Annotated in this window: 25 protein-coding genes and 1 pseudogene; 8 read left to right on the top strand and 18 right to left on the bottom strand. The window is 65.4% G+C overall.

Translation table 11 applies throughout. From position 1 onward, the window contains the following. Nucleotides 1-450: 450 nt before the first annotated feature. Nucleotides 451-639: a hypothetical protein gene (locus ACVINW_RS16640; protein WP_212012021.1), complete on the bottom strand. Its 189-nt coding sequence runs from the start codon at nucleotides 637-639 to the stop codon at nucleotides 451-453. On the opposite strand from ACVINW_RS16640, the gene ACVINW_RS16635 reads away from it, so the two are divergent. The 5 genes from ACVINW_RS16635 to ACVINW_RS16615 all read left to right on the top strand — a co-directional run bounded on the left by ACVINW_RS16635 (nucleotide 638) and on the right by ACVINW_RS16615 (nucleotide 4,677). Continuing rightward, a complete protein-coding gene (locus tag ACVINW_RS16635) occupies nucleotides 638-1,780 on the top strand; it encodes a type III PLP-dependent enzyme (protein WP_456752306.1) in 1,143 nt (380 codons plus the stop codon). The two genes, ACVINW_RS16640 and ACVINW_RS16635, sit on opposite strands and share 2 nt — an antisense overlap. 127 nt (nucleotides 1,781-1,907) lie before the next feature. After that, nucleotides 1,908-2,510, top strand: a complete 603-nt coding sequence (locus tag ACVINW_RS16630) for a GNAT family N-acetyltransferase (RefSeq protein ID WP_456752305.1) — start codon at nucleotides 1,908-1,910, stop codon at nucleotides 2,508-2,510. Between the two features lie 9 nt (nucleotides 2,511-2,519). After that, nucleotides 2,520-2,687: a hypothetical protein gene (locus ACVINW_RS16625; RefSeq protein ID WP_456752304.1), complete on the top strand. Its 168-nt coding sequence runs from the start codon at nucleotides 2,520-2,522 to the stop codon at nucleotides 2,685-2,687. 119 nt (nucleotides 2,688-2,806) lie between these two features. After that, entirely contained in the window at nucleotides 2,807-3,196 is a 390-nt protein-coding gene (locus ACVINW_RS16620; RefSeq protein ID WP_456752303.1) for a RidA family protein, read from the top strand. 38 nt (nucleotides 3,197-3,234) lie between these two features. Then, a complete protein-coding gene (locus tag ACVINW_RS16615) occupies nucleotides 3,235-4,677 on the top strand; it encodes a homospermidine synthase (RefSeq protein ID WP_456752302.1) in 1,443 nt (480 codons plus the stop codon). A gap of 67 nt (nucleotides 4,678-4,744) precedes the next feature. On the opposite strand, the gene ACVINW_RS16610 is transcribed toward ACVINW_RS16615, so the two are convergent. The 8 genes from ACVINW_RS16610 to ACVINW_RS16575 form a co-directional block, all read right to left on the bottom strand. Continuing rightward, nucleotides 4,745-5,485, bottom strand: coding sequence for an acetoacetate decarboxylase (locus ACVINW_RS16610; RefSeq protein WP_456752301.1), 741 nt, complete (start codon nucleotides 5,483-5,485; stop codon nucleotides 4,745-4,747). A gap of 121 nt (nucleotides 5,486-5,606) precedes the next feature. Next, complete coding sequence (locus tag ACVINW_RS16605; protein ID WP_456752300.1) at nucleotides 5,607-5,939, bottom strand: hypothetical protein; 333 nt, start codon at nucleotides 5,937-5,939, stop codon at nucleotides 5,607-5,609. A gap of 75 nt (nucleotides 5,940-6,014) precedes the next feature. Next, nucleotides 6,015-6,731, bottom strand: coding sequence for an MgtC/SapB family protein (locus tag ACVINW_RS16600; protein ID WP_456752299.1), 717 nt, complete (start codon nucleotides 6,729-6,731; stop codon nucleotides 6,015-6,017). A gap of 38 nt (nucleotides 6,732-6,769) precedes the next feature. Beyond that, a complete protein-coding gene (locus ACVINW_RS16595) occupies nucleotides 6,770-7,789 on the bottom strand; it encodes a WD40 repeat domain-containing protein (protein ID WP_456752298.1) in 1,020 nt (339 codons plus the stop codon). Beyond that, nucleotides 7,789-8,844: a CobW family GTP-binding protein gene (locus tag ACVINW_RS16590; RefSeq protein WP_456752297.1), complete on the bottom strand. Its 1,056-nt coding sequence runs from the start codon at nucleotides 8,842-8,844 to the stop codon at nucleotides 7,789-7,791. Before ACVINW_RS16590 ends, ACVINW_RS16595 begins: the two co-directional genes overlap by 1 nt. A gap of 108 nt (nucleotides 8,845-8,952) precedes the next feature. Beyond that, nucleotides 8,953-9,825, bottom strand: a complete 873-nt coding sequence (locus tag ACVINW_RS16585) for a metal ABC transporter solute-binding protein, Zn/Mn family (protein ID WP_456752296.1) — start codon at nucleotides 9,823-9,825, stop codon at nucleotides 8,953-8,955. Nucleotides 9,826-9,830: 5 nt separating this feature from the next. Further along, nucleotides 9,831-10,700: a metal ABC transporter permease gene (locus ACVINW_RS16580; RefSeq protein WP_456756414.1), complete on the bottom strand. Its 870-nt coding sequence runs from the start codon at nucleotides 10,698-10,700 to the stop codon at nucleotides 9,831-9,833. A 5-nt stretch (nucleotides 10,701-10,705) separates the two neighbouring features. Continuing rightward, nucleotides 10,706-11,461: a metal ABC transporter ATP-binding protein gene (locus tag ACVINW_RS16575; protein ID WP_456752295.1), complete on the bottom strand. Its 756-nt coding sequence runs from the start codon at nucleotides 11,459-11,461 to the stop codon at nucleotides 10,706-10,708. A gap of 1,106 nt (nucleotides 11,462-12,567) precedes the next feature. Between ACVINW_RS16575 and ACVINW_RS16570 the strand changes: the two genes are divergently transcribed. Next, entirely contained in the window at nucleotides 12,568-14,025 is a 1,458-nt protein-coding gene (locus ACVINW_RS16570; RefSeq protein WP_456752294.1) for a leucine-rich repeat domain-containing protein, read from the top strand. A 263-nt stretch (nucleotides 14,026-14,288) separates the two neighbouring features. Here ACVINW_RS16570 and ACVINW_RS16565 read toward each other — a convergent pair whose 3' ends face one another. Then, nucleotides 14,289-15,206, bottom strand: coding sequence for a LysR family transcriptional regulator (locus ACVINW_RS16565; protein ID WP_456752293.1), 918 nt, complete (start codon nucleotides 15,204-15,206; stop codon nucleotides 14,289-14,291). Between the two features lie 276 nt (nucleotides 15,207-15,482). Between ACVINW_RS16565 and ACVINW_RS16560 the strand changes: the two are divergent. Together ACVINW_RS16560 and ACVINW_RS16555 are read left to right on the top strand one after the other, a co-directional pair. Beyond that, nucleotides 15,483-16,794, top strand: a pseudogene (locus ACVINW_RS16560) (MFS transporter). Between the two features lie 20 nt (nucleotides 16,795-16,814). Further along, nucleotides 16,815-17,888, top strand: a complete 1,074-nt coding sequence (locus ACVINW_RS16555) for a tartrate dehydrogenase (RefSeq protein ID WP_456752292.1) — start codon at nucleotides 16,815-16,817, stop codon at nucleotides 17,886-17,888. A gap of 116 nt (nucleotides 17,889-18,004) precedes the next feature. On the opposite strand, the gene ACVINW_RS16550 is transcribed toward ACVINW_RS16555, so the two are convergent. The 8 genes from ACVINW_RS16550 to ACVINW_RS16515 form a co-directional block, all read right to left on the bottom strand. After that, nucleotides 18,005-18,754 (bottom strand): serine O-acetyltransferase, encoded by a 750-nt coding sequence (locus ACVINW_RS16550; RefSeq protein WP_456752291.1) that lies wholly within the window; start codon nucleotides 18,752-18,754, stop codon nucleotides 18,005-18,007. Nucleotides 18,755-18,920: 166 nt separating this feature from the next. Further along, entirely contained in the window at nucleotides 18,921-19,412 is a 492-nt protein-coding gene (locus ACVINW_RS16545; RefSeq protein ID WP_456752290.1) for a DUF2852 domain-containing protein, read from the bottom strand. Nucleotides 19,413-19,542: 130 nt separating this feature from the next. Then, the gene (locus tag ACVINW_RS16540) at nucleotides 19,543-20,256 is read right to left on the bottom strand and encodes a TetR/AcrR family transcriptional regulator (protein ID WP_456752289.1); all 714 of its coding nucleotides are present in this window, start codon (nucleotides 20,254-20,256) and stop codon (nucleotides 19,543-19,545) included. A 110-nt stretch (nucleotides 20,257-20,366) separates the two neighbouring features. Further along, nucleotides 20,367-20,729 (bottom strand): hypothetical protein, encoded by a 363-nt coding sequence (locus ACVINW_RS16535; protein ID WP_456752288.1) that lies wholly within the window; start codon nucleotides 20,727-20,729, stop codon nucleotides 20,367-20,369. Nucleotides 20,730-20,815: 86 nt separating this feature from the next. Beyond that, nucleotides 20,816-21,241: a YciI family protein gene (locus ACVINW_RS16530; RefSeq protein ID WP_456752287.1), complete on the bottom strand. Its 426-nt coding sequence runs from the start codon at nucleotides 21,239-21,241 to the stop codon at nucleotides 20,816-20,818. Nucleotides 21,242-21,375: 134 nt separating this feature from the next. Beyond that, nucleotides 21,376-21,792, bottom strand: a complete 417-nt coding sequence (locus ACVINW_RS16525) for a YciI family protein (RefSeq protein WP_456752286.1) — start codon at nucleotides 21,790-21,792, stop codon at nucleotides 21,376-21,378. 129 nt (nucleotides 21,793-21,921) lie between these two features. Continuing rightward, entirely contained in the window at nucleotides 21,922-22,293 is a 372-nt protein-coding gene (locus ACVINW_RS16520) for a nuclear transport factor 2 family protein (protein ID WP_456752285.1), read from the bottom strand. Between the two features lie 148 nt (nucleotides 22,294-22,441). Next, on the bottom strand, nucleotides 22,442-23,095 hold the full coding sequence (locus ACVINW_RS16515) for a glutathione S-transferase family protein (RefSeq protein ID WP_456752284.1): 654 nt from the start codon (nucleotides 23,093-23,095) through the stop codon (nucleotides 22,442-22,444). Nucleotides 23,096-23,298: the final 203 nt, after the last annotated feature.

Below are 23,298 nucleotides of genomic sequence, written 5' to 3'. Positions count from 1 at the left end.
CGGCACAGGGCTAAAACGCACACGCTTCGTTAGTCATTCTTAACAGCCGTTCATCTTCAACACGGGCTGCGCGCGAGATCGCAAGCACGCGTTAGGGAAATTTGCCGCTATCGCAAAAAAATTCTTGCGCCGCGAAGTCAAAAGACTTATTTCCTGCCTTGCCCAATTTCGCACGTGCCTGTGGTCGTGTGTCAGTCGGTAGGTATCCGGACAAGAGGCCGGACAGCCGCCAAGGGGTGGAAGAACCGAGGGTCGCTTACGTCCGAGAGGACACGAGGCGGCCAGCATCTCTCTCCAGGGATGCCGCGTTGAAGGTCTCGCCACTCTTTGCAACCGTGACTGGCAGCCGGAGGCGAACCGGCGCACCCCGCTCTCAACGGGGGACGCGACTTAAAGCAACGACGGATCGGGCTTTTTTGGTCTCTACCGGCATTCCAACGCCGGCGCGGGCTACTGAAAAGGCTTGTCCTTCATTGCCAGGTGTGCGGGCGGGAAACTCTCCCAACCAATCCACGGCAGCACAGTCTGGTTTGAGTTTTTCGGCTTCGTTGCGCCTCCATCGCGCGATGTGGCCGGAGCGCTCTTATCCGACGTCACGTTGATACGGATCCCGTCGCTGGGGCCGTTGGAGAGTGCCATGACTGAACGTATCCAGGAATTCCTGCGCAACCGCCGCAGCGAAGGTCTCGACACCGAGCCGTGCCTCGTCGTCGACCTCGAGGTCGTGCGCGACAACTACCAGACCTTCGCCAAGGCGCTGCCGGACAGCCGCGTGTTCTACGCGGTCAAGGCCAACCCGGCGCCCGAAGTGCTCTCCCTGCTCGCCTCGCTCGGCTCCTGCTTCGACACCGCGACCGTTGCGGAGATCGAAATGGCGCTGGCTGCCGGTGCGACGCCGGACCGCATCTCCTATGGCAACACCATCAAGAAGGAGCGCGACATCGCGCGCGCCTTCGCGCTCGGCATTCGCCTGTTCGCAGTCGATTGCGCCGCCGAGGTCGAGAAGGTCGCCCGCGCCGCTCCCGGCGCCAAGGTGTTCTGCCGCATCCTCTATGATTGCGCCGGCGCCGAGTGGCCGCTGTCGCGCAAGTTCGGCTGCGACCCGGAGATGGCGGTCGAGGTGCTCGACCTCGCCAAGCGCCTCGGGTTGGAGCCGTGCGGCATTTCGTTCCATGTCGGCTCGCAGCAGCGCAAGGTGAAGGCGTGGGACCGCGCGCTCGCGATGGCGTCGACCGTGTTCCGTGACTGCGCCGAGCGCGGCATCAACCTCACCATGGTCAACATGGGCGGTGGCTTCCCGACCAAGTATCTCAAGGACGTTCCGCCGGTCGTGCAGTATGGCCGGTCGATCTTCCGCGCGCTGCGCAAGCATTTCGGCAACCAGATCCCGGAGACGATCATCGAGCCGGGCCGCGGCATGGTCGGCAATGCCGGGATCATCGAGACCGAAGTCGTTCTGATCTCGAAGAAGAGCGACGAGGACGAGGTGCGCTGGGTCTATCTCGATATCGGCAAGTTCGGCGGGCTCGCCGAGACGATGGACGAGTCGATCCGCTACGCCATCCGCACCCCGCATGACGGGGCCGACATGACGCCGTGCGTGCTCGCGGGCCCGACCTGCGACTCTGCCGACGTGCTGTACGAGAAGCTGCCGTATCCGCTCCCGGTGACGCTCGAGATCGGCGACAAGCTGCTGATCGAAGGCACCGGCGCCTATACGTCGACCTACTCGTCGGTGGCCTTCAACGGCATTCCGCCGCTCCGAACCTACCACATCTGACCCGCCTCTTATTCGAGGCCTGAACCGGGAGCCGGCTCCGCCGGCTCCTCGCCGAACCATTTTTGAATTTTCGAACGACGCTTGCCGCGGCGTACGACCGGCCGTTGCGAGCGAGGACTGACGTGCCATGACTGCTAAACGGAACACCCCCGTTGCCCTCATCCGAAATGCCGCTCCGTTCGCGATCCGTGCGGAGCGGGCTTCGGACGTCGTCGCGCGCGAAGCGCTGCTGGATGCCTGCTTTGGCGACAAACGCCATACGCGCACCTGCCAGCGCCTGCGCGACGGACGCGCGCCCGCCCAAGGCCTGAGCCTTGCGGCCGTGCGCCAGGACGGCCGGCTGGTTGGAACCGTGCGGCTGTGGCACGTCAGCGCGGGGGGCCGCAGCGCGCTGATGCTGGGGCCGCTGGCCGTCGATGACGACTGCCGCGGCCTCGGCGTCGGCGCAGCGCTGATGCAGCGCGCGCTGGCCATAGCGAAGGCCCGCGGCCATGGCGCCGTGATCCTGCTCGGCGATGCGCCCTACTACGCCCGCTACGGCTTCACCGCCGCCGGGACCGGCGAATTGTCGCTGCCCGGCGCGTTCGAGCGCGAGCGGCTGCTCGGCCTCGAGCTGGTCGAGGGGGCGCTGGACGGCGCCTGGGGCATGATCACGCCGACCGGCGCGCCGCTGCCCAAGAAGGCATCTCGGACCCGCAAGGCACCGCTTGCCGTGCCGCACGCGGCGTAGGCGGGCGCCATGACAGAGAACCTTCCCGCAATCGACGGCGCGCGCCCGCGTTGGCGCGGCCTCGTCACCACCGTGATGCTGATCCTGATCTCGGTCATGATCGTCAGGGACATCCTGATCAGGCGCTGGACCGGCGCACCGCCATCGCCGCCGGACGCCACGCAGCAGTCCCACTAACCACCGGCCGCAGGGCCGAAATCCAAGCGCCGAATCCTAGGTTCGAATCCAAGGGGTTGCGCGGGCGGCAAGAATGCCCGTAAACCCCGCGCAAAGCCATTTTTCCGTCGAGGTCCAGCATGCCCCGCCGCCTGATTTCCACCGGCTCGCCGTTCGAAAAGACCGCCGGCTACAGCCGCGCCGTGATCGACGGCGACTTCGCCTTCGTCGCCGGAACCACCGGCTACGACTACACCACGATGACCATGCCGGCAGATGTCACGAGCCAGTCACGGAACTGCTTCAAGACCATCGAAGCCGCCCTCAAGGAGGGCGGCTTCGCGATGGCCGACATCGTGCGTGCGACCTACTACCTCACCGACGTCAACGATGCGGACGCTCATTTCGCGGTCTGCGGCGAAGTCCTCGGCGACATCCGCCCGGCCGCAACGATGCTGATCGTCGCGGGACTCTTGAAGCCCGAGATGAAGGTCGAGATCGAAGTCACCGCAAAGCGACGCAACCCCTGATCCACTCTACCCGCCGCTCGGCGCTCCTGGAGAAAATGATGAGCCCCTCCTCGCAGATCTACGCGAAAATCACCGGCCCCATTGTCATGATCGGCTTCGGCTCGATCGGCAAAGGCACGCTGCCGATGATCGAGCGGCATCTCGATTACGACAAGTCGCGGGTCACCGTGATCGACCCCAAGGACGAGGGCCGCAAGGCGCATTGCGAGAAGCAGAACGTCAAGTTCATCCAGAAGGCCGTGACCAAGGACAATTATCGCGAGTTGCTGACGCCGCTGCTCACCGAAGGCGGCGGCCAGGGTTTTTGCGTCAATCTCTCGGTCGACACCGGCTCGACCGACATCATGGAGCTCTGCAACGAGCTCGGCGCGCTCTATATCGACACCGTCAACGAGCCCTGGCTCGGCTTCTACTTTGATTCCTCAAAGGGCCCGGAAGCGCGCTCCAACTACGCGCTGCGCGAAGTGACGCTGGCCGCCAAGAAGGCGCGCCCGGCGGGTTCGACCACGGCGGTGTCCTGCTGCGGCGCCAATCCCGGCATGGTGTCGTTCTTCGTCAAGCAGGCGCTGCTCAATGTCGCCGCCGATCTGAAGCTCAATGCTCCCCGGCCGAAGACCAAGGCCGAATGGGCCGACCTGATGCGGCAGGCCGGCATCAAGGGCATTCACATCGCCGAGCGCGACACCCAGCGCTCCAAGACGCCGAAGGAGCCGGATGTCTTCGTCAACACCTGGTCGGTGGAAGGCTTCCTGTCGGAAGGCGTGCAGCCGTCCGAACTCGGCTGGGGTACCCATGAGAAATGGATGCCCGAGAATGCGCGGACCCACGAGGCCGGCTGCGGCGCGGCGATCTATCTGATGCAACCCGGCGCCAACACGCGCGTGCGCACCTGGTGCCCGACCCGCGGCGCGCAGTACGGCTTCCTCGTCACCCACAACGAGTCGATCTCGATCTCGGACTACTTCACGGTGCGTGACGCATCAGGCAAGGCGATCTACCGGCCGACCTGCCATTACGCCTATCATCCGGCCGACGACGCCGTGCTGTCGCTGCACGAAATGTTCGGCCGCGCCGCGAAGATGCAGGAGAAGCACCACATCCTCGACGAGAACGAGATCGTCGACGGCATCGACGAACTCGGCGTGCTGCTGTTCGGCCACGACAACAATGCCTACTGGTACGGCTCGCAGCTCTCGATCGAAGAGACCCGCGCCCTCGCGCCCTACCAGAACGCCACCGGCCTGCAGGTGACCTCCGCCGTGCTCGCCGGCATGGTGTGGGCGCTGGAGAATCCGAACGAGGGCATCGTCGAGGCCGACGAAATGGATTTCGATCGCCTGCTGGAGATCCAGCTGCCGTATCTGGGCCCGGTGAAGGGTTTCTACACCGACTGGACCCCGCTGACGGATCGTCCGGGACTGTTTCCGGAAGATATCGACACCAGCGATCCCTGGCAGTTCAAGAATATCCTGGTGCGCTAATAAGCGCGCCACAGCTGGAGACGGAAATGCCCGGCCTCGCGCCGGGCATTTTGCCATCTGGCGCCGCTCACCTCGCCATGTAGTCGAACGCCACCGAGCCGAGGCCGAGCGTCAGGTCCGCCTTGTAATGCAGCGCCGACACCACCTCGCGCACCGGCAGGCGTGCGACGTCGCACAGCGCGTGCGGAAACAGGCCGAGCGCGGCGGGACCGGTCCAGGCCTCCTTCAGCACGATGTCGCCGAGCTGAAAGCGCACCAGCTCGCAGATCCGCGGGCTGCCGTCGACATGCGGGATGATCTTCAAAATGAAGTTCGGCGCCTTCATCGCATTCAGCACCGTGTCGTGATCGACCTTGCGGTACTTGTAGCCCATGGTGGCGGAAGCGCAGAGCACCGAGCCGTAATGCAGCGAGCCGACCAGGACGTCGCTCTCGACCGCGATCTTGGGCCGCGCCAGCTTCTTCGGAAATCCCCACAGCTCGCGGCCGCCGGCGATCGGGGCCTCGTCGTCGAGATACATCGCATGGGTATAGGCGCCGAGCTCGCCCTTGAAGCGCACCGGGATCACCTGCCCGGTCTCGGTATAGTCGCCGAAGCCGCTCGAGTCCGGCATGCGGATGAACTCGTACTTCACCACGGGCTCGGCAACCTCGAGCGGCTCCGGCACCACGGCCGCCAGCGCCTCCGGGTCGGTCTTGTAGGTGATGATGAAATATTCGCGGTCGAAGAACCGGTACGGCCCCGGCGGAAATGACGGGTTGGTGAGCGGCATCGAATAGGCGGTGCGCCGGACGTCTTCGATCTTCATGGAAGGCCCCATCTGTCGTTGGCAAGACGACGGATTATGGCGGGCGGGGCCGACGGAGGCGAGACCGTATAATCGGCAGCATCAGTCAAATGCGCGTCACACGCTAGAGGCAGCGGCGCGGCTATTTCTTCTCGATCGGCGGCGCGGTCTTCTCGGCGGGCGCCGGCGGCAGCACCGGCTTGGCGCCGGCCTTCTGCGCCTCGTCGTCGGGGCGGGCCGGCTGCGGCGCCGGGGTGGTCGGCCGCTCGCCACCGGGCTTCGACTCGGCCGGAGCGGTCGTCTTCTGCGGCTCTGGCGTCGGCGTCGTCTGCAGCGGCTGGGTCGCCTGCGCCATCTCCTGCGGCGGAGCGGCGTTGATCGCGTGCAGCGACAGCGCCGCAATCGCGACGCCCGCCGCGACCAATGTCGAGGCGATCAGCACGTCTTTCCGCAGTTTGCGCCGATCAGCAGCCATCCCGTTCACCCGCATCATGTCAGCGGGGTCAACGATCCGGCCGACGCATGGTTCCTGCGCGCCGCCGCCCGGAACTCAATCGGTGGTGCTGATCTCCCAGGTCGCGTGGCGCACGCCGGGCAGATGCTGCAGGTCGACCACCACGGCATTGAGCTCGTTGGGTTCGACCGCGGTGGAGACCAGCTCCGCCACGATCTCGAGGAAGTCGTCGCCGGCCTCGACCACGTTGACATCGGCGACCGGATAATTCGCGGCCTCGAGCTTCTCGACCAGGCGATCGCGCATGTCGGGCAGCGCGTCGGAAGTGACCGCGAGCTTGAAGTAGTAGGTCGCCTCCAGCGCCTTCTCGTTGAGCGGGATTCGATTGATGGCGTTGACCAAGGGACGCAGCAGCGTGTTGCCGGCGATCACGAACACGGTCAGCGCCGCCGCCTGCGCCACCAGATCGGCGCCGGCGCAGGAGCCGACCGCGGCCGAGGCCCACAGCGTCGCCGCGGTGTTGAGACCGCGCACGTCCATGCCCTGCTTCATGATGACGCCGGCGCCGAGGAAGCCGATCCCCGACACCACATAGGCGATCACCCGCACCGCGCCGTCGGCACCGGCGAGATGCATCGCGAGATCGACGAAGGCGGCCGCCCCGACCGCGACCAGCACATTGGTGCGCAGCCCCGCGGTACGCTGCCGGTACTGCCGCTCGGCGCCGATCAGGGTGCCGAGCACGAAGGCTGAGGTCAGGCTGACCAGCGTGTCGAGGAAGTCTGCGAGCTGGAATGTCGTCAGGAATCGCATGGCGCTGCCCCGGCGCGAGCTTCGGATGCAGCGATCTCTTACATTTCCAGGATGCCCGCGTCACCATCTTCCGTGCCGAAGGCGAGCAGCGTGCCCTTGGCATTCCATCCGAGCGCCGACACCGCCGCGCCGGTATTCCGGCGCACCAGGATCTCGGCGCCGTCCTCGAGGCGGACCATCAGCACGGTGCCGTCGGCATAGCCGACCGCCATGATGTCGTTCTTCGGATGGCAGGCGACCACCGCGACCCGCGCCGGCATCGGCGCCAGCATCGCCGGCTCCTTGCCCATCGGGCCGTCCTTGCTGGTGAACGGCCAGACGATCACGGTATCGGCGCCCGAGGTCGCGAGCCCCTTGCCGCCGACGCTCCACGACATCGAGCGCACCCGGCCGGGATAGCCGCTCATCCGCATGTGCCGGTTATCCGCGAGCCGCCAACCGTGCATCGCAGCCTCGTGCATCGCCGTGACCAGGAACTTGTTGTCGGGGCTGAAGGTGACCGCGAGATGCGAGCCGGCCCATTCCAGGAATTCCGGATTGGCCGCCATGTTGGGAAACCACAACGTCACGCCGTTGTAATGCGCGATCGCAAGCCGCAGGCCCTTCGGCGCGAACGCCAGCCCGCCGACGGTCGACGGCACCTCGAAGGTTTTCTCCTCGCCCTTGGGATTGCGCACGAACGCGGTCTTGCCCGCCGACCACGCCACCGTGCCGTCGCTGTGCAGCGCGACATTGTCGATCCAGCGCCGCTTGGCGTCGGTCGCAATCGTTGCGGTCTCGCCCTTGGCGTCGATTGCGATCAGCTTGCCGTCATCGCCGCCGGTGACGAGCCGCTTGCCGTCGGAGGCCGCGCACAGGATGGCGCCGAAATGCGTCTCGGTGCGCGTGATCTCGCCGGCGGCGGTCGCGATCGCGACGCTCTCCTCCGCGCCGACGAAGAACGCGCGATCGCCGAGGAAATGCACCGAGCCGACCGCCGCGCCCAGAGCGAGCTGCTTGACGCGATCGGTGATCGAAACAATGGAGGAAGCGGCCTCGCCCGGATCGAACTCTTTCATCACGCGGTGATGCACTGCTCGAAGCCGTCGCGGATCGCCTGCTCCGGCAATTCGCGACCGATGAACACGACCCGGCTTTCGCGCTTCTCGCCGTCCTTCCATTTCCGCTGGTGATCGCCTTCCAGCATCATATGGACGCCCTGGAACACGTAGCGATCGTCATCGCCGGTGAAGGCGAGAATGCCCTTCGAGCGCAGAATCTTCTGGCCCTCGGTGGCGACGAGGTTCTGCAGCCATGGCATGAACTTGTTCGGATCGAGCGGCTTCTCCGAGCGCAGCGACAGCGATTGCATGTCCTCGTCGTGATAGTGCTTCAGCCCGCCATGGCCATGGCCATGGTCGTGATCATGGTGGTGGTGATCATGGTCATGATGATCGTGGTCATGGTCGTGATCGTCGCCGGCTTCGAGGAAATCGGGCTCGATCTCCAGGATGCGGTCGAGGTCGAACGCGCCGCGCTCCAGCACGTCGGTGATCCCGACCTGGCAACGCTCGGTGCGGTGCAGCTTGGCGTACGGATTGATGCCGCGGATGCGGGCCTCGACCTCGGCGAGCTCGGGCTTGGAAACCAGGTCGGTCTTGTTCAGCACGATGACGTCGGCGAACGCGATCTGGTTCTTGGCTTCCGGCGCGTCCTTGAGGCGGTCGCTCAGCCACTTGGCGTCGGCCACCGTCACCACGGCGTCGAGCCGGGCGTTCTTCTGCACGTCCTCGTCGACGAAGAAGGTCTGCGCGACCGGCGCCGGATCGGCAAGGCCGGTGGTCTCGACGATGATGGCGTCGAACTTGCCCTTGCGCTTCATCAACCCGTCCATGATGCGGACGAGGTCGCCGCGCACCGTGCAGCAGACGCAGCCATTGTTCATTTCGAACACTTCCTCATCGGCGCCGATGATGAGGTCGTTGTCGATGCCGATCTCGCCGAATTCGTTGACGATGACGGCGTATTTCTTGCCGTGGTTTTCCGACAGGATGCGGTTCAACAGCGTGGTCTTGCCGGCGCCGAGATAGCCCGTCAGCACGGTCACTGGAATTTTTTGCGAAGCTTCAGCCATAACAACTCCGAAGGAACTCTTTGTTTGAGCATGATCTTATCGGAAAACCGGACCCCACTTTTCCGGATCATGCCAGGCGGCGCTCGACTCGGCAGGGAGGCCCCTGCCCTAGTTGGCGAGCGCGCTGGTCAGGGCCTTTATATTGTGCCTGACCATATCAATGTAAGTGGGTGCATCGCCCTTTTCGCCCGTCAGACTGTCCGAATACAGCGTCCCGCCGACCCGGGCGCCGGTCTCGGCCGCGATCCGCTCGATCAGGCGGGGATCGCTGATATTTTCGAGAAAAACTGCCGGAATTTTCGCGACCTTGATCTGGGCGATGATGGCGGCGATATCGCGTGCGCTGGGCTCGGAATCGGTGGAGACCGAGAGCGGCGAGAAGAACGTGATCCCATAGGCGTCGGCGAAATAGCCGAATGCGCCGTGGGTCGAGATCACCTTGCGCCGCGGCTCCGGCACTTTGGCCACCGCCTCACGCACCTCGCGGTCGAGCGCCTCGAGCTTGGCCAGATAGGCATCGGCATTGGCCTTGAAGGCGGCCGCCTGGTCGGGCGCCACGGCGATCAGGCCGTCGCGAATATTGACGACATAGATCTTGGCATTGGCCACCGATTGCCAGGCATGCGGATCGTCATGGCCGCCCATCTTCCGGGGCATGATGCTCTTGGTCGCGACCGCGACCGGCGCCTTGCTGCCGGAGGCCTGCAACAGCCGCGGCATCCAGCCCTCGAAGCCGAGGCCGTTGATGACCAGCAGCCTGGCATCGGCGACCTTCTTGGCGTCGGCCGGCGTCGGCGCGTAAACATGCGCGTCGCCATCGGGCCCGACCAGTGCCGTCACGTCGACGCTGTTGCCGCCGACATTGCGCACCATGTCGGCGAGGATCGAGAAGCTCGCCACCACATTGATGCGATCGGCGGCGCGCGCCGGTCCGCCCGCCAGCACCAGCGCCAGACCGATCAATCCAAACAACCGCCGCATTGTCGTCATGCCTCGAGATGGCGGCCGGGGAACAGCTGCCGCACCAGGCCGCTGACATTGCCGAACAGCAGCGACACAACATAGAGCCCGGCCGCGACCAGGATGATCGCGGGGCCGGAGGGAATCCGGGTCTGGTACGACAGCACCAGCCCGGCATAGCCGGACAGCATCGCGCTCGCCACCGCGATGCAGATCATGGTGGTGATATCGCGCGACCAGAAACGCGCGATGCCGGCGGGCAGGATCATCAACCCGACGCCGAGCAGCGTGCCGAGCGCGTGGAAGCCGTTGACGAGGTTGACCACCACCAGCGCCAGGAAGGCGAGATGTGCCGGCGCGCCGGCCCGACTCACGGTGCGCAGGAACACCGGATCGACGCATTCGATCACCAGCGGCCGATAGATCACCGCGAGCACCAGCAGCGTGATGGTGGCATTGAACGCGATCACCAGCAATGTCTGGTCGTCCATCGCGAGGATATTTCCGAACAGCACGTGCAGCAGGTCGATATTGGTGCCCTTGATCGACACGATGGTGACGCCGAGCGCAAGCGAGACCAAGTAGAAGGTCGCGAGCGAAGCGTCCTCCTTGAGCTCCGTGGTGCGGGCGACGAGGCCGGCGAGCAGCGCGACGGCAAAGCCTGCGATCAGGCCACCGGTGGTCATCGCGAACAGATTGAGTCCAGAGATCAGGAAGCCGATCGCGGCCCCCGGCAGGATCGCATGCGCCATGGCGTCGCCGACCAGGCTCATCCGCCGCAGCATCAGGAACACGCCGATCGGCGCACCGCCGAGCGACAGCGCGATCACGGCCGCGAGCGCGCGGCGCATGAACTCGAATTCGGTGAAGGGCGTGATCAGCGCGTCGGTCAGCATCGGCATCAGGCGGCTCGCGAACGTGGATCGGCGGCGCAGGCGCCGGCCTGGTCGTCGAACGCCTCGCACATCCGCATCGCGACTGTCAGATTCTCAGGGGTCAGCGCCTCGGCGGTCGGCCCCCATTCCACCGGGCCGCGTGCCAGGAGCAGCGTCTCCGGGAAATTGTTGCGCACCATGTCGAGGTCGTGCAGCGCCGCCAGCACGGTACGGCCCTCGCCGTTCCAGCGCTTCACCAGCGCCAGGAGGTCGGCGGTGGTCTTGGCGTCGATGGCGTTGAACGGCTCGTCGAGCACGATCAGGCGGGCATCCTGCAGCAACACGCGCGCGAACAGCATGCGCTGGGTCTGGCCGCCCGACAGCGTGCCGATCGGGCGGTTCTCGAACCCGTTGAGGCCGACCGCGGCGAGCGCCGCCAAAATCTTGTCGCGCGCGGCCCTGCCGATGCCGCCGAAGAAGCCGGTCGAACGCCACAGCCCGGTGCCGACGAAATCGAACACCGAGATCGGGAACGTTCGGTCGATGTCGGCGGATTGCGGCAGGTAGGCGATGTCGCGGTGCTCGAGCCCGTCGAGATCGATCACGCCGGACAGCGGCTTCAGCACGCCGGCAATGCCGCGCAACAGCGTCGACTTGCCGGCGCCGTTCGGACCGATCACGGCAAGCAGCGCACCGGCCTCGACCGCACCATTGAGATGATGCACCGCCGGGTGGCGGTCATAGCCGAGGGTAACGTCGCGGAAGGTGACAAGCGGGCTCATCGGCTTACCTCATCGCCAGCCAGACGACGGCCCACAGGCAGGCCGAGACCGCGAGCGCGGCGGAGAACCTGGCCGGCACCGGCATGCGCAGGATCGACCAGTGCGCGGTCTGGGCCGGGTGCGCGTGGGGGCCATGGCCATGCCCGTGGGGATGTGCGTGGCCGTGATGGTGGTGGTCGTGGGTGTGCGTCTGCGCCATGGGGAGACTGTTATATTATAACATAACGCAAGTCCACCGACGAGGAACTCATGGCCGATCCGCAGAACCGGGGGAGATTTGCCCCATAAAGCCTGAATGGCGGTCCCTCCCCAAGTCGTCCCGGCGCAGGCCAGGACGACGATGGGGACAGTTCTGGATTCAAGATGCCTCACAACGCGGTGTCATCACCCGCGAAAGCGGGTGATCCAGTATTCCAGAGGCGGCTGTGCTTGAGTCGAGAAGCCGCGGCGTACTGGATCGCCCGGTCCCGTCTACGCCAAGGCTTCGACGAGGCAAGCAGTCCGTGGCGCGCCGAAGCTTTAGCGGAGGCGGCGAGCCGGGCGATGACAGTTGAGGATGAGGACGCGGCTTCGCATTCTCGCGACATGTCTTGCCCGAGCTTTGATCGTCATTTCGCCGCTCTGAAATCAGAGGGCGCAGGGAAAGCCGGGTGCCGATCGCACCCATGGGTCCCGCGTAATGAAAAACGCGGGAGGTAGGACCACAGGTGTAACCGGAAACATCCCGGCTTTCCCTGCGCGATGGTTTTACGGCTTATACGTGCTCGCCCCGGTGAGACTGGGCTTGTTTGTCACCGTCGCCGCGAAACGCTGTCGCATCTCGCGGGAGACACCTGCCGCTAGGGCGTCAGGTCTGCACGACTTCGCCGTCCGCCGCATTGTGCACGTCGTCAGTGCGCAAGCAGCGTCCACCGCATCTCACCGCAACACTCCTGACGATGCGCAGCGCCCCTCGATCGGGTGAGACGGACCCATTCAACACCTGAGTTGGGTCCGATGTCAAGTTAAATTCTGCAAATCGGAAGGAAAGCGCGTGCGGATCGAAGCACTATTTTGTTAACGCCTGCCCGGCATGATTTCCGCCTTGCCATTTGATGGGGCGAGGCATGTCGGACCAATGGACAACTTACGCATTGTGGCAAGCCGACCCTGAAGCTGCGCTGTCGGAAGCGGAGCGGCGCGTCGCGGTCTGCACCGAACGACATGATGAGGGTCTGACGCTCGGCGGCCTTGACCTCCAACGGCTTCCCGACGGTATTTCGGCACTGACATGGCTGCGCAATCTGGAGATCTACGGCTGCAGGGTCACTGATTTCTCGCCGCTCGCACCGCTGTCGAACCTGGAATCCTTGCAGATCGGATCGATGAAATGCCCATTTCCGGGCCTCGACTTCATGTCGGGCTGGACCGGCCTGCAAGTGCTCGAAATCCTTACACCGTCGGCGATCGATCTGAAGCCCGCGGCCGATTGCGCGCCGCTGAAGCGCTTGCATGTCTGGTGCACCCAGGGTCGGATCGACCTGCTCAATCTCGATGCGCTCGCGACCCTGCAGGGACTCGAATTTCTATCACTCAATGGCGTGCAGTCGGCGCGCTTTGACGTGATCGGGCGATGGCGCGAATTGAAGGTCGTTCTGCTGTTTGGAACTGGGCTGTCCACGCTGGCAGGCTTTGAAAATCTGCATCGGTTGAACAGCCTGAGTGCCACCGAGTCGTCGGTCACCGACCTGTCGCCGCTCGCCGGCCTGACAACGCTCGAAGAACTGAACCTTCGCGGCACCCAAGTTAGCGATGTGTCGGCACTGGCCGGTCTGCCCTCGCTGAACAGCCTCGACGTCTCGAAGACCCAGGTTTCCGATCTGTCGCCGCTGCGGCCGTTGGCCGAATGTCAGCGCGAATTCGATCAAATGAAGCGTGCGGAGAATTCGTTCTGGGTGTTCAAGGGCCTGGAGCGGCTTAACATATCGAACAGCAAGGTCAGCGACATTTCCGCGATCGCGCATCTCGACGGCATCAGATACCTCGATCTCGGCGAGACCGCGGTTTCGTCGATCGATCCACTGCACGATTGCAAGACGTTGTGGAATTTGAACATCGCGGGGAGCGCGGTAACCGACCTCGGACACCCCGGCTCGCTCTCCCAGCTGCAATCCATCAACGCATCGAAAACCCGGATCAGGAGCTTGCAGGCGCTCGCGCCTGCGTCATCACTGCAGACGTTGAACATCGCTGAAACTGATGTATCCGACCTGACGCCGATACAACGCGCCCATGAATGTCGATCGCTCGATCTGCGCGGCTCGCAGGTGGCCGATATCAGCCAGATCATCGATATCGGCAAGAATCAGGCGGACCATCGCTATTCGTCCGAAGCGCTGGATTTCCGCGATACGCCGGCCTCGCGCGCAAGCGAACGATATGCAGAGCTCGCTGCCCTGGCGGACGCCAACCCGACGACCTGCTTCTTTGAAACGAAACGCCATCTACAGGCGATGGCTTGCCCCCGCGCAGCACCGCCCCGGCGCGGATTCTGGAGCGCATTGATCGGCCGCCCGCGATCCTGACGTCCTTGGCGTGCCATGCTGTCAGCCGGAGTGCCGTAGGACGCCGTCCGATCAGCGCCGGCTACGGAGAGCGGGGCATGGGAAAGCCGGGCGGAACGGCGTTAGGGCTCGACGTTATCCCCTCGTCATTCCCCGGTGCGCAATTGCGCACCTGAGGGCTCGCGAAGCGAGAGCCCGGAACCATTCATCAACGGAGCATGCGGCCCGATGGATTCCGGGCTCGTGCTGCGCACGCCCCGGAATGACGACGGGGAGAGACGTGCTCACGCCTCGCGTGCGTAACCCTTCAACTTCGCCTGCAGCACCGCGAGCACCTGGTCGCGGACCGGGTCGCGGGAGCCTTTCAGCCAGGCGGCGGCGAGCGGCAGGCGGCCGGCGGGGCTGCCGCGCCTGAGCCTGAGGGGAACGAAACGCACGCCCGGAATCGCCATCCGCGCGGTCCAGCGCGGCACGATGGCGACGCCGAGCCGTGCGGCGACCATGTTGACGATGGTCTGCTTCTCGTCGGCGATCTCCTGGATGCGCGGCGTCAGCCCCGCCTCGTCGAACAGTTTTGTCGTGAGATCGTGGCTGTGCGGCCGCGAGCGGCGCTCCGGCACGATCAGGGGCTGATCGGCGATATCGGGCAGCACGATCTGCTTGCGACGCGCCAGAGGATGCTTGTGCGACAACGCCACCACCGCGGTCTCCTGCAGCAGCGGGACGAACTCGATACGGCGGTCGGGCCGCTCCGGCGGGCGCACGAAGGCGAGATCGAGCGCACCCGACAACAGCTTGGGCAGCAGCCGGATGGTCTTCTCCTCGAGCAACTGCACGGCAACGTCGGGATGGGCCGCGCGGAGATCGCGCAGCAGCGGCGGCAGCAGGCCGGCCGCGGCGCTGTCGATCGCGCCGATCCGGAAGCGCCGCGCCTGCGGCTTGCGCAGCCGGCGGCGAAAGCCGTCCTCGATCGCCTCGGCGCGCCCGAGCAGCGCGCGGCCCTCGCGCAGCAAAGTGGCGCCATCCTCGGTCAGCGACACCGCGCGCGTCGTGCGCGCGAACAGCCGCACCCCGAGATCCTCTTCCAGCAGCTTGATGTGGCGGCCGAGCGCCGACGGCATCATCTGCAGCCGCTGCGCCGCGCGGCCGAAATGCAGTTCCTCGGCAGCCGCCACGAAGCAGCGAAGCTGGTGCAGTTCCAAGACGGACTCCTCCCGCACACCCGCCGTCATTGCGAGGAGCGAAGCGACGAAGCAATCCATCGTTCCGCATCTGCGGTGACAATGGATTGCTTCGCGGAGCCTGTCATCCGGCGGCGCTTCGCGCCGACCGGGTGGCTCGCAATGACGGGGGCGATTATATCATTTTTTTGTATAAACCGGCGCAGATTGAACCGGAAGGGCCCGCCCCTCTAGGCTTCCCGGTGGCGCGGCGGAATGCGCCGTCCCAACAAACAACACGAACCCCCGAGGAAGCCCATGGAAAGCGAGCTTGGCACGCGCGTGTTGCGCAAGGTCACCCTGCGCATCGTGCCGTTCATCATGCTGCTGTACTTCGTGGCCTTCATCGACCGCGTCAATATCGGCTTCGCCTCGCTGACCATGAACAAGGACATCGGCCTGTCGCCGACGGTCTATGGCTTCGGCGCCGGTATCTTCTTCTGGGGCTACTTCTTGTTCGAGGTGCCTTCCAACATCATCCTGCACAAGATCGGCGCGCGGATCTGGATCGCCCGGGTGATGATCACCTGGGGCCTGGTCTCGGCGGCGATGGCGCTGGTGCAGGGCGCGACCAGCTTCTACGTGCTGCGCTTCCTGCTCGGCGCTGCGGAGGCCGGCTTCTTCCCCGGCATCATCCTCTATCTCTCCTACTGGTTTCCGGCGCGGCAGCGCGCCGCCGTCACCGCGCTGTTCATGGCCGCGGCGCCGCTCTCGACCGTGCTCGGCTCGCCGCTGTCCGGCGCGCTCTTGGAGATGGACGGACTGCTCGGCTTCAAGGGCTGGCAGTGGCTGTTCGTGCTGGAGGCGGTGCCCGCCGTGCTGCTCGGCTTCGTCGTGCTCGGCTTCCTCACCGACCGGCCGGAGCAGGCCAGATGGCTCGCCGATGACGAACGCGCCTGGCTGGTCAGGACCATGAAGGCGGAGACTGACGGCAAGGCCACGACCGCGAGCCACAGCATCTGGCGCGGGCTTGCCGACCCGCGGGTGCTGGCGCTGGCGCTGGTCTATTTCGGCACCTCGGCCGGGGCTCTACACACTCGGCGTGTGGGCGCCGCAGATCATCAAGGCGTTCGGCCTGTCGTCGCTGCAGGTCGGCTTCCTCAACGCGGTGCCGGCGACGGTCGCCGTGATCGCGATGGTGCTGTGGGCGCGGCACTCCGACCGCAGCGGCGAGCGCACCTGGCACGTGGTGCTGGCCTGCCTGACGGCAGCGGCGGGGCTCGCGCTTGCAGGACTATGGACCGGGCTTGCCGCGGTGATCGCGGCGCTGACGCTGGTCAATATCGGCATCTCCTCGTCGAAGCCGCCGCTGTGGAGCATGCCGACCATGTTCCTGTCGGGCTCGGCCGCCGCGGCCGGGATCGCCACCATCAACTCGATCGGCAATCTCGGCGGCTTCGTCGGGCCTGCGATGATCGGCTGGATCAAGGACCGCACCGGCAGCTTCGACGGCGGTCTGTATTTCGTCGCCGGCCTGCTGGTGCTGTCGGCCGTGCTCACGCTGCTGCTGGCGCGCGCGCAGAGCGGGCCGGCGGCCAGTCCCGAACCCAATCCTGTGCGAACCCGCTAACAATCCATCCGGAGAAACCCATGCGTACCCATTCCATCGCAGCCATTCCCGCCGACGGCATCGGCCCCGAAGTGATCTCCGCCGGAGTCCGCGTGCTGGAGGCGCTGGCCAAGCGCTCGGGCGACATCAGCTTCAACGTCAAGACCTTCGACTGGGGCTCGGACTATTACAAGAAGCACGGCGTGATGATGCCGGCCGACGGCCTTGCCGACCTCAAGACGTTCGACGCGATCTATTTCGGCGCGGTCGGCGCGCCCGACGTGCCCGACCACATCACGCTGTGGGGCCTGCGGCTGCCGATCTGTCAGGGTTTTGACCAATACGCCAATGTGCGGCCGACCAAGATCCTGCCCGGCGTCGCCTCGCCGCTGCGCAATGTCGGCGTCGGCGATCTCGACTGGGTGATCGTGCGCGAGAATTCCGAGGGCGAATACGCCGGGATGGGCGGCCGCGCGCACAAGGGCCTGCCGGAAGAGGTCGGCACGGAAGTCGCCGTGTTCACCCGGGTCGGCGTGACGCGGATCATGCGCTACGCGTTCCAGCTGGCGCAGTCGCGGCCGCGCAAACTGCTCACCGTGGTGACCAAGTCGAATGCGCAGCGCCACGGCATGGTGATGTGGGACGAGATCGCCGCCGAGGTGGCGAAGGACTTCCCCGACGTCAGCTGGGACAAGATGCTGGTCGACGCCATGACGGTGCGGATGACGCTCCATCCGAAGAGCCTCGACACCATCGTGGCGACCAACCTGCACGCCGACATCCTGTCGGATCTCGCAGGCGCGCTCGCCGGCAGCCTCGGCGTCGCACCGACCGGCAACATCGATCCGCAGCGCCGCTTCCCCTCGATGTTCGAACCGATCCACGGCTCGGCCTTCGACATCACCGGCAAGGGCATCGCCAACCCGGTCGCGACGTTCTGGACGGCTGCGCAGATGCTGGAGCATCTCGGCGAAAAGGACGCCGCCGCGCGGCTGATGGCGGCCGTCGAGAAGGTGTGCGCGGCCGGCGTGCTGACGCCCGACGTCGGCGGCAAGGCGACGACCAGGGAAGTCACCGATGCGGTGATCGACGCGATCCATGGGTCGAATGTGTGAGACAGGTTCGCGTTGCCCTGTGCAGTAAGGAGAGCACGCTAGTCTCCCCACCCTCTTCCGCAAGGGGAGAGGGAGGCTGAGAGAGTGCTCACCTCACAACCGTCGGGATACTCACCTCACGATGACACCCCCGCCTCGGCGCAATTGGTCAGCCGCGCCGGCACGCCGACGGCGGTGCAGCCGGCGGGCACGTCTGACGTGACCAGCGCGCCGGCGCCGATCCTGGCGAAGTCGCCGATCGAGAGATGTCCGATCACGGTGGCGCCGGCGGCGAGCAGCACGCCATGGCCGATCTTCGGTGCGTGGCGCGGGTCATCCTGATGCCGCGCGATGGTGACGTTTTGCAAAATCGTGACCTCGTCGCCGACGGTAGCCAGCGCGCCGACGATGATGCCGGTGCCGTGATCGAGGAAAACAGCGGTTCCGATTTGAGCCGACGGGTGTATGCTGATCTGCAACTGATCCGCCGTCGCGCTGTGCATCAGCAGCGCGAGATCCGGGCGGTCCTGACGCCACAGCCAGTTCGACACCCGCCAGGCTTGCAGCGCGGCGTAGCCCTTGAAGTTGAGGAACGGCAATAGCAAGCCCGTGATCGCCGGGTCACGGCGCACGATCGCCGTGAGATCGACGGCTGCGGCATCGACCAGCGCAGGCTCGTCTGCGAACGCCTCGCGCGCCGTCCGCACGAATTGGGCGCGGTCGCCATCCTCGCGGCCGATGCGCCGGCCGATCAGGAAAGCCAGCGCGCCACTGAGCTCGCCCTGATCGAGGATGAAGGCGGCCGAGGCCTCAAGAAAGCGATCGGCGACGACAGCCGCCTGCGCTTCGCGCCGGATCGCGGACCAGAGATCGTCAGAACTCGCCATCGCAGCTTCGCCTCGTCGCGCGCAGTCAAACGATAGTGGGCATCACCGGGCCAAAATGCAAACCGCCCGCTTGCTCATCGCAAACGGGCGGCTCAGGGCCATCAGGTTCTATGGGGGCACATCGCCTGAAGGCTAGCTCGTGCCTCGCGCGATCAGCCTATTCAGATCAGCTCTGGGGCGGCTGGTCGTTCGGCGGGGTCGGACGGGTCTTGTGCTGCGCCATGAAGGCGTCGAACTCTTCCTTGTCCTTGGCGTGGCGCAGGCGATCGAGGAAGTTCTTGAACTCGACCTGCTCCTCCTCGAGCCGGCGCAGCGTATCCTGGCGGTACTCGTCGAAGGCGCGGTTGCCGCTGGAGGGCGGGCCGAAGCCGCCGAACGGGAAGCCGCGGCGCTCCATGCGGCTCCTCATCCGCTCCATCTTGTCCTGCATGCGCTCCATCTTGTTCTGCCAGCGATCCATGTCGTTGTGACTCCAACACGCCATTTTTCTGCTCCCGAGTGTGAAAAAGAGAAGGGCGAGGCCGATCGGCCACCAGATCATGAAGCCGAGGATGATCCCGGCGATCTTCAGGGGGTGCCACGGCGTCGCGTAGAAGTGCGGACGGTAGGGCTCTTCGACGGGGCCGCGCCAGCGATTGACATCAGCGGTGTAGGCCATTTCCTTCTCCATCACGGCATCACGCCGTTGTGAATGTAAATAACATTTACATAGGTAGCCCATCCCCCGGGAAAGTCAAGCAGCGCGGATGACGCACCCGGCCGATTATTTTTGGCTCAGCCTTTGAACCTTATTTCGCCTTGCCCCACGGACCGGACCTTTCACCCGCCGGCTTTTCGTCGGCCGAGCTGGTTCCAGGCCTGCGATCAGTCGGGAAGCCGAGGCCGCGCAGATAGATCAACACCTCGGCCTCGAGCAGGTCCTCCGGCGACATCGGCAGCTTGCGCCGCGCGGCGTCGCCGCGGCCGAACAGCGAGGCGACGCCGTGCGACATCGACCAGATGTGCAGCGCCATCATCATCGCCGGGGGACGCGGCATGCCCGGCGGTGCCAGTGCGGCGAGCCGCTCGGCAGCGGCGCGGATGATCGCGAACGCGCGCTCGCTGGCGGCCATCAGCGTCGGATTGGCATCGGGCGGCAGGCCGGATTCGAACATCGCGGAATAGAATGCGGGCTCCTCGCGGGCGAAGGCGAGATAGGCCTTGCCGACCCGCTCGAACGCCGTGACGGTGTCGGGGCGGCCGTCGTCCCAGGCCTGGGTCAGCAGCGACTCGAACTGCTCGAAGCCGCGCTGCGCGATGCTGGCGATCAACTCGTCACGGTCGCGGAAATGCCGGTACGGCGCGGCGGGGCTGACGCCGGCCATCCGCGCGGCATCGGCGAAGGTGAAGCCGGCCGGCCCCTTCTTCGAGATCAAATCGAGGGCGGCCTGCAGCAACGCCTCTTTGAGATTGCCGTGATGATAGCCGCGCTCGGCGCGGCCTTGGTCCTTGCGCCAGCTCATGTGAACGGCTTTTACATGAGCCGGCAGTAAAGGTCACTAGCGGGGCGGCGATGCGTTCATCAAGATTAACGGACCGCTCCCGCTGGATGCGGGCCTGACGGCCTGCGGCCCTATCGGCCCGGAATCGGCAGCACCGGCATGATCTCGACGGCTTCGCCGGGGAAGATCGAGAAATGCGGGTGGTTCTCGAACAGCTTGGCGGCCGCCTCATGCGAGGGCGCGCGCACCACCGTAAAGCCGGTGAGCTGGTTGGCGATGTCGGCGGTGCCGGCGGCGCCGACCTGCTTGGTCTTGCCGAGCGGGCCGCCGATCTCGACGATCACGTCGTGGTGCTTCTCGACCCAGGCGCCCCAGGCCGCCATGCCCTGCTGCTCCTTGGCGCGCCGCTCGGCCTCGGGCATCGCGTTCCAGGCTGCCATGCGCGAGCCGTCCTTGCTGCCGAGATAGACGGCGAGGAAGGTGTTGGTGCTCATATTTCATCTCCGTTGTGCGCGTAGGTGGTTTGACGATCGATGGTTGGTGCGCTGACGCCGTGCGGCGGCAGCGCTTGTTGCAAGATTTAGCGCAGCGCCTTGCCCCAGCCGCCCTGCGGATGCTCGAAGATGGCAGCGGCCTCTCGCACTTCCTCCGAGAAGTCGCCGATCTCCTGGACCTGGCGGATCTCGATGATCTCGTTGGCCGAGGCCGGGCACTGCTTGGCCCATGCGATCGCGTCCGCACGCGAGGCGACCTCGATCATCCAGAAGCCGCCGATCACCTCCTTGGCCTCGGTGAACGGGCCGTCGATCACGACCGGCACGCCGGTGTCGAACTTGACGCGAGCGCCGGCAGCCGGCGGATGCAGGCCCTCCAGCGTGATCAGCACCCCGGCGTCCTTCAGCGCCTGATTGTATCGCATCATCGCGGCGACCCGTTCGGGATCGAGCTCGAGCTTGGCCGGCGCGGACTCGTAGCCGAGCGGGATCATCAGCATCATGAAACGCATGGGTCGGATTTCCTCATCTGTTGACGCACTCGCAATTCTCGTCTTCGTCATCCCGCGACCCGTCAGGCCCGGAATCCATGACTTGCGTCGATGGTTATCACCGCGTCGGCGATATCGCAGAATGACGTCGGGTGTCATGTCTTGCTCACCTGCTTGCGCAGGCGCTCTCCCTGCTCGCGCAGCTCGGGCGTCAGCGCCGCGCCGAAATCGTCCGGCGTGAAGACCTGGCGGATCTCGATCTCGGCGCCGCCATCGAACGGCGCGCGCTTCATCCAGTCGATCGCCTCATCGAGCGATTTGGTCTCGATCAGCCAGAAGCCCGCGACGAGATCACTGGTCACGCTGAACGGCCCGCGGCTCACCGTGCCCTGCCCGCCGGCATATTTGACCCGCGCGCCCTTGCTGGTCGGATGCAGGCCCTCGCCGGCCTGCATCACGCCGGCCTTGACCATCTCCTCGTTGAACTTGCCCATCGCGGCGAGCAGCTCGGTGCTCGGCATCACGCCGGCCTCGGTATCCTTGTTCGCCTTCACGATCACCATGAACTTCATCATCCTGCTCCGTCGCCTTGTTGTGTTTCCGGCACCGCCGGTGCTCGTCTCAAGGACGACGCCGGTCGTGCCACGCCGACAGGGCACGCGAAATTATTCCGGAGGTCATTGCATCGCGCGCCACGGCCTTCAGCGCTCCTGCCTGACGAGTTCGCCGTCCTGATGCGCGGGACCGAAATAGACGTCGATGCGCGACACCTTGTCGCCGTCGAACACGACGAACTCGGTGTTGCGGAAGCTCTTGCCGTCGCGCGCGATGCAGCGATAGGTGACAAAGGCATTGCTGCCCTCGACCATGATGCGCTCGATCTCGTGACGGCCGATCCAGCCGGAGTCGCGCCAGCACTCGGCGAAATAGCGCGGCTTGTCGATGTTCTCGCCATAGGGCGTCGAGAAGCGGAAGTTCTCCGCAAACGCCGCCTCGACGCTCGCGCGGTCATTGGCGAGATAGGCGGCGAAGAGGGAGCGGATGATCTCCGCCCTGTTGCCAGCTGCAGCCATGTCGTCTCCACATCATTCGCCCGGGCCTCCGGAGCGGTCAGCGCTCCAGAACCCGGACCTCAGGTGGAAGACGAATGGAGCGGCCCGAACGCGACATCGGGCCGCTATTTATTTTGGGAACCGGGCCGCCCCTTCGCTGGCTCCATTCTCAGGTTTCCTTGGGAAACATGCCGAAATAGGGCTCGGCCTCGCGGAGCACACGGGCGAAGGACGGCCGCGCCTTGAGCCGCTCGAGATAGGCTGCCAGATGCCGGTGTTCCTCCGCAAACGGCTCGACCTTGTTGCCATAGAACAGCGTCGGCGCCGCGGCGCAATCGGCCAGCGAGAACCGCTCACCCATCATCCAGCCGCCATGCGCGAGTTGCGGGTCGAGGATCGCATAGGAGGTGCGGAGCTGCGCCCGCGCCTCGGCGACGCCATGGGGATCCTTGCTGTCTGCGGGCCGCAGCCGGTCGCCGACGATTTTCTGCATCGGCAGATGGACGTAGAGATCGAGGAAGCGATCGCGCAGCCGGGTTTGCAGCGCGAGCTCCGGGTCCTCCGGGATCAGCCTGACGGCACCAGGGTAGTGCCGGTCGAGATATTCGATGACAATGCTCGATTCCGGCACCGTCTCGCCGCGCGCCTCGTCGCGGAGCACGGGAAAGCGACCGATCGGCGACAGCGCGAGCAGCGCCGCGCGCTCGGCGGGATCGCCGAGATTGACCAAGTGAGGCGTGAACGGCGCGCCATTCTCGTAAAGCGCCACCAACGCCTTCCAGCAGAACGACGACAGCGGGTGGTAATGCAGGGTAAGCGACATCAGAACTCCATCATGGAACCAGAGCCCGGAGGACGAAGCAGGGACCGTTCTTCCGACATCGCGCGCGCGATAAATTTTTGGTACGGCGATACTTTTCGTGCTCGGCGGGCGCGCGCAGACTCACGCATCGAGCACGATGCGGATTGGTCGCGGCCGCGAATCGCGACGCGAAATCGATCGGTGAAGCGATCAGCAATATCAGC

Source organism: Bradyrhizobium sp. USDA 4461 (assembly GCF_054055655.1).
This window is presented reverse-complemented; position numbering and strand designations above follow the sequence as displayed.

What these genes read in the sequence shown, in the direction of transcription:
- ACVINW_RS16575 (WP_456752295.1), bottom strand. Translation starts at nt 11,461, where the DNA reads ATGAGCCCGCTTGTCACCTTCCGCGACGTTACCCTCGGCTATGACCGC.
- ACVINW_RS16580 (WP_456756414.1), bottom strand. Translation starts at nt 10,700, where the DNA reads ATGCTGACCGACGCGCTGATCACGCCCTTCACCGAATTCGAGTTCATG.
- ACVINW_RS16570 (WP_456752294.1), top strand. Translation starts at nt 12,568, where the DNA reads ATGTCGGACCAATGGACAACTTACGCATTGTGGCAAGCCGACCCTGAA.
- ACVINW_RS16615 (WP_456752302.1), top strand. Translation starts at nt 3,235, where the DNA reads ATGAGCCCCTCCTCGCAGATCTACGCGAAAATCACCGGCCCCATTGTC.
- ACVINW_RS16550 (WP_456752291.1), bottom strand. Translation starts at nt 18,754, where the DNA reads ATGGCGAGTTCTGACGATCTCTGGTCCGCGATCCGGCGCGAAGCGCAG.
- ACVINW_RS16545 (WP_456752290.1), bottom strand. Translation starts at nt 19,412, where the DNA reads ATGGCCTACACCGCTGATGTCAATCGCTGGCGCGGCCCCGTCGAAGAG.
- ACVINW_RS16630 (WP_456752305.1), top strand. Translation starts at nt 1,908, where the DNA reads ATGACTGCTAAACGGAACACCCCCGTTGCCCTCATCCGAAATGCCGCT.
- ACVINW_RS16540 (WP_456752289.1), bottom strand. Translation starts at nt 20,256, where the DNA reads ATGAGCTGGCGCAAGGACCAAGGCCGCGCCGAGCGCGGCTATCATCAC.
- ACVINW_RS16610 (WP_456752301.1), bottom strand. Translation starts at nt 5,485, where the DNA reads ATGAAGATCGAAGACGTCCGGCGCACCGCCTATTCGATGCCGCTCACC.
- ACVINW_RS16635 (WP_456752306.1), top strand. Translation starts at nt 638, where the DNA reads ATGACTGAACGTATCCAGGAATTCCTGCGCAACCGCCGCAGCGAAGGT.
- ACVINW_RS16625 (WP_456752304.1), top strand. Translation starts at nt 2,520, where the DNA reads ATGACAGAGAACCTTCCCGCAATCGACGGCGCGCGCCCGCGTTGGCGC.
- ACVINW_RS16535 (WP_456752288.1), bottom strand. Translation starts at nt 20,729, where the DNA reads ATGAGCACCAACACCTTCCTCGCCGTCTATCTCGGCAGCAAGGACGGC.
- ACVINW_RS16530 (WP_456752287.1), bottom strand. Translation starts at nt 21,241, where the DNA reads ATGCGTTTCATGATGCTGATGATCCCGCTCGGCTACGAGTCCGCGCCG.
- ACVINW_RS16585 (WP_456752296.1), bottom strand. Translation starts at nt 9,825, where the DNA reads ATGCGGCGGTTGTTTGGATTGATCGGTCTGGCGCTGGTGCTGGCGGGC.
- ACVINW_RS16620 (WP_456752303.1), top strand. Translation starts at nt 2,807, where the DNA reads ATGCCCCGCCGCCTGATTTCCACCGGCTCGCCGTTCGAAAAGACCGCC.
- ACVINW_RS16590 (WP_456752297.1), bottom strand. Translation starts at nt 8,844, where the DNA reads ATGGCTGAAGCTTCGCAAAAAATTCCAGTGACCGTGCTGACGGGCTAT.
- ACVINW_RS16605 (WP_456752300.1), bottom strand. Translation starts at nt 5,939, where the DNA reads ATGGCTGCTGATCGGCGCAAACTGCGGAAAGACGTGCTGATCGCCTCG.
- ACVINW_RS16640 (WP_212012021.1), bottom strand. Translation starts at nt 639, where the DNA reads ATGGCACTCTCCAACGGCCCCAGCGACGGGATCCGTATCAACGTGACG.
- ACVINW_RS16520 (WP_456752285.1), bottom strand. Translation starts at nt 22,293, where the DNA reads ATGGCTGCAGCTGGCAACAGGGCGGAGATCATCCGCTCCCTCTTCGCC.
- ACVINW_RS16600 (WP_456752299.1), bottom strand. Translation starts at nt 6,731, where the DNA reads ATGCGATTCCTGACGACATTCCAGCTCGCAGACTTCCTCGACACGCTG.
- ACVINW_RS16525 (WP_456752286.1), bottom strand. Translation starts at nt 21,792, where the DNA reads ATGAAGTTCATGGTGATCGTGAAGGCGAACAAGGATACCGAGGCCGGC.
- ACVINW_RS16595 (WP_456752298.1), bottom strand. Translation starts at nt 7,789, where the DNA reads ATGAAAGAGTTCGATCCGGGCGAGGCCGCTTCCTCCATTGTTTCGATC.
- ACVINW_RS16515 (WP_456752284.1), bottom strand. Translation starts at nt 23,095, where the DNA reads ATGTCGCTTACCCTGCATTACCACCCGCTGTCGTCGTTCTGCTGGAAG.
- ACVINW_RS16555 (WP_456752292.1), top strand. Translation starts at nt 16,815, where the DNA reads ATGCGTACCCATTCCATCGCAGCCATTCCCGCCGACGGCATCGGCCCC.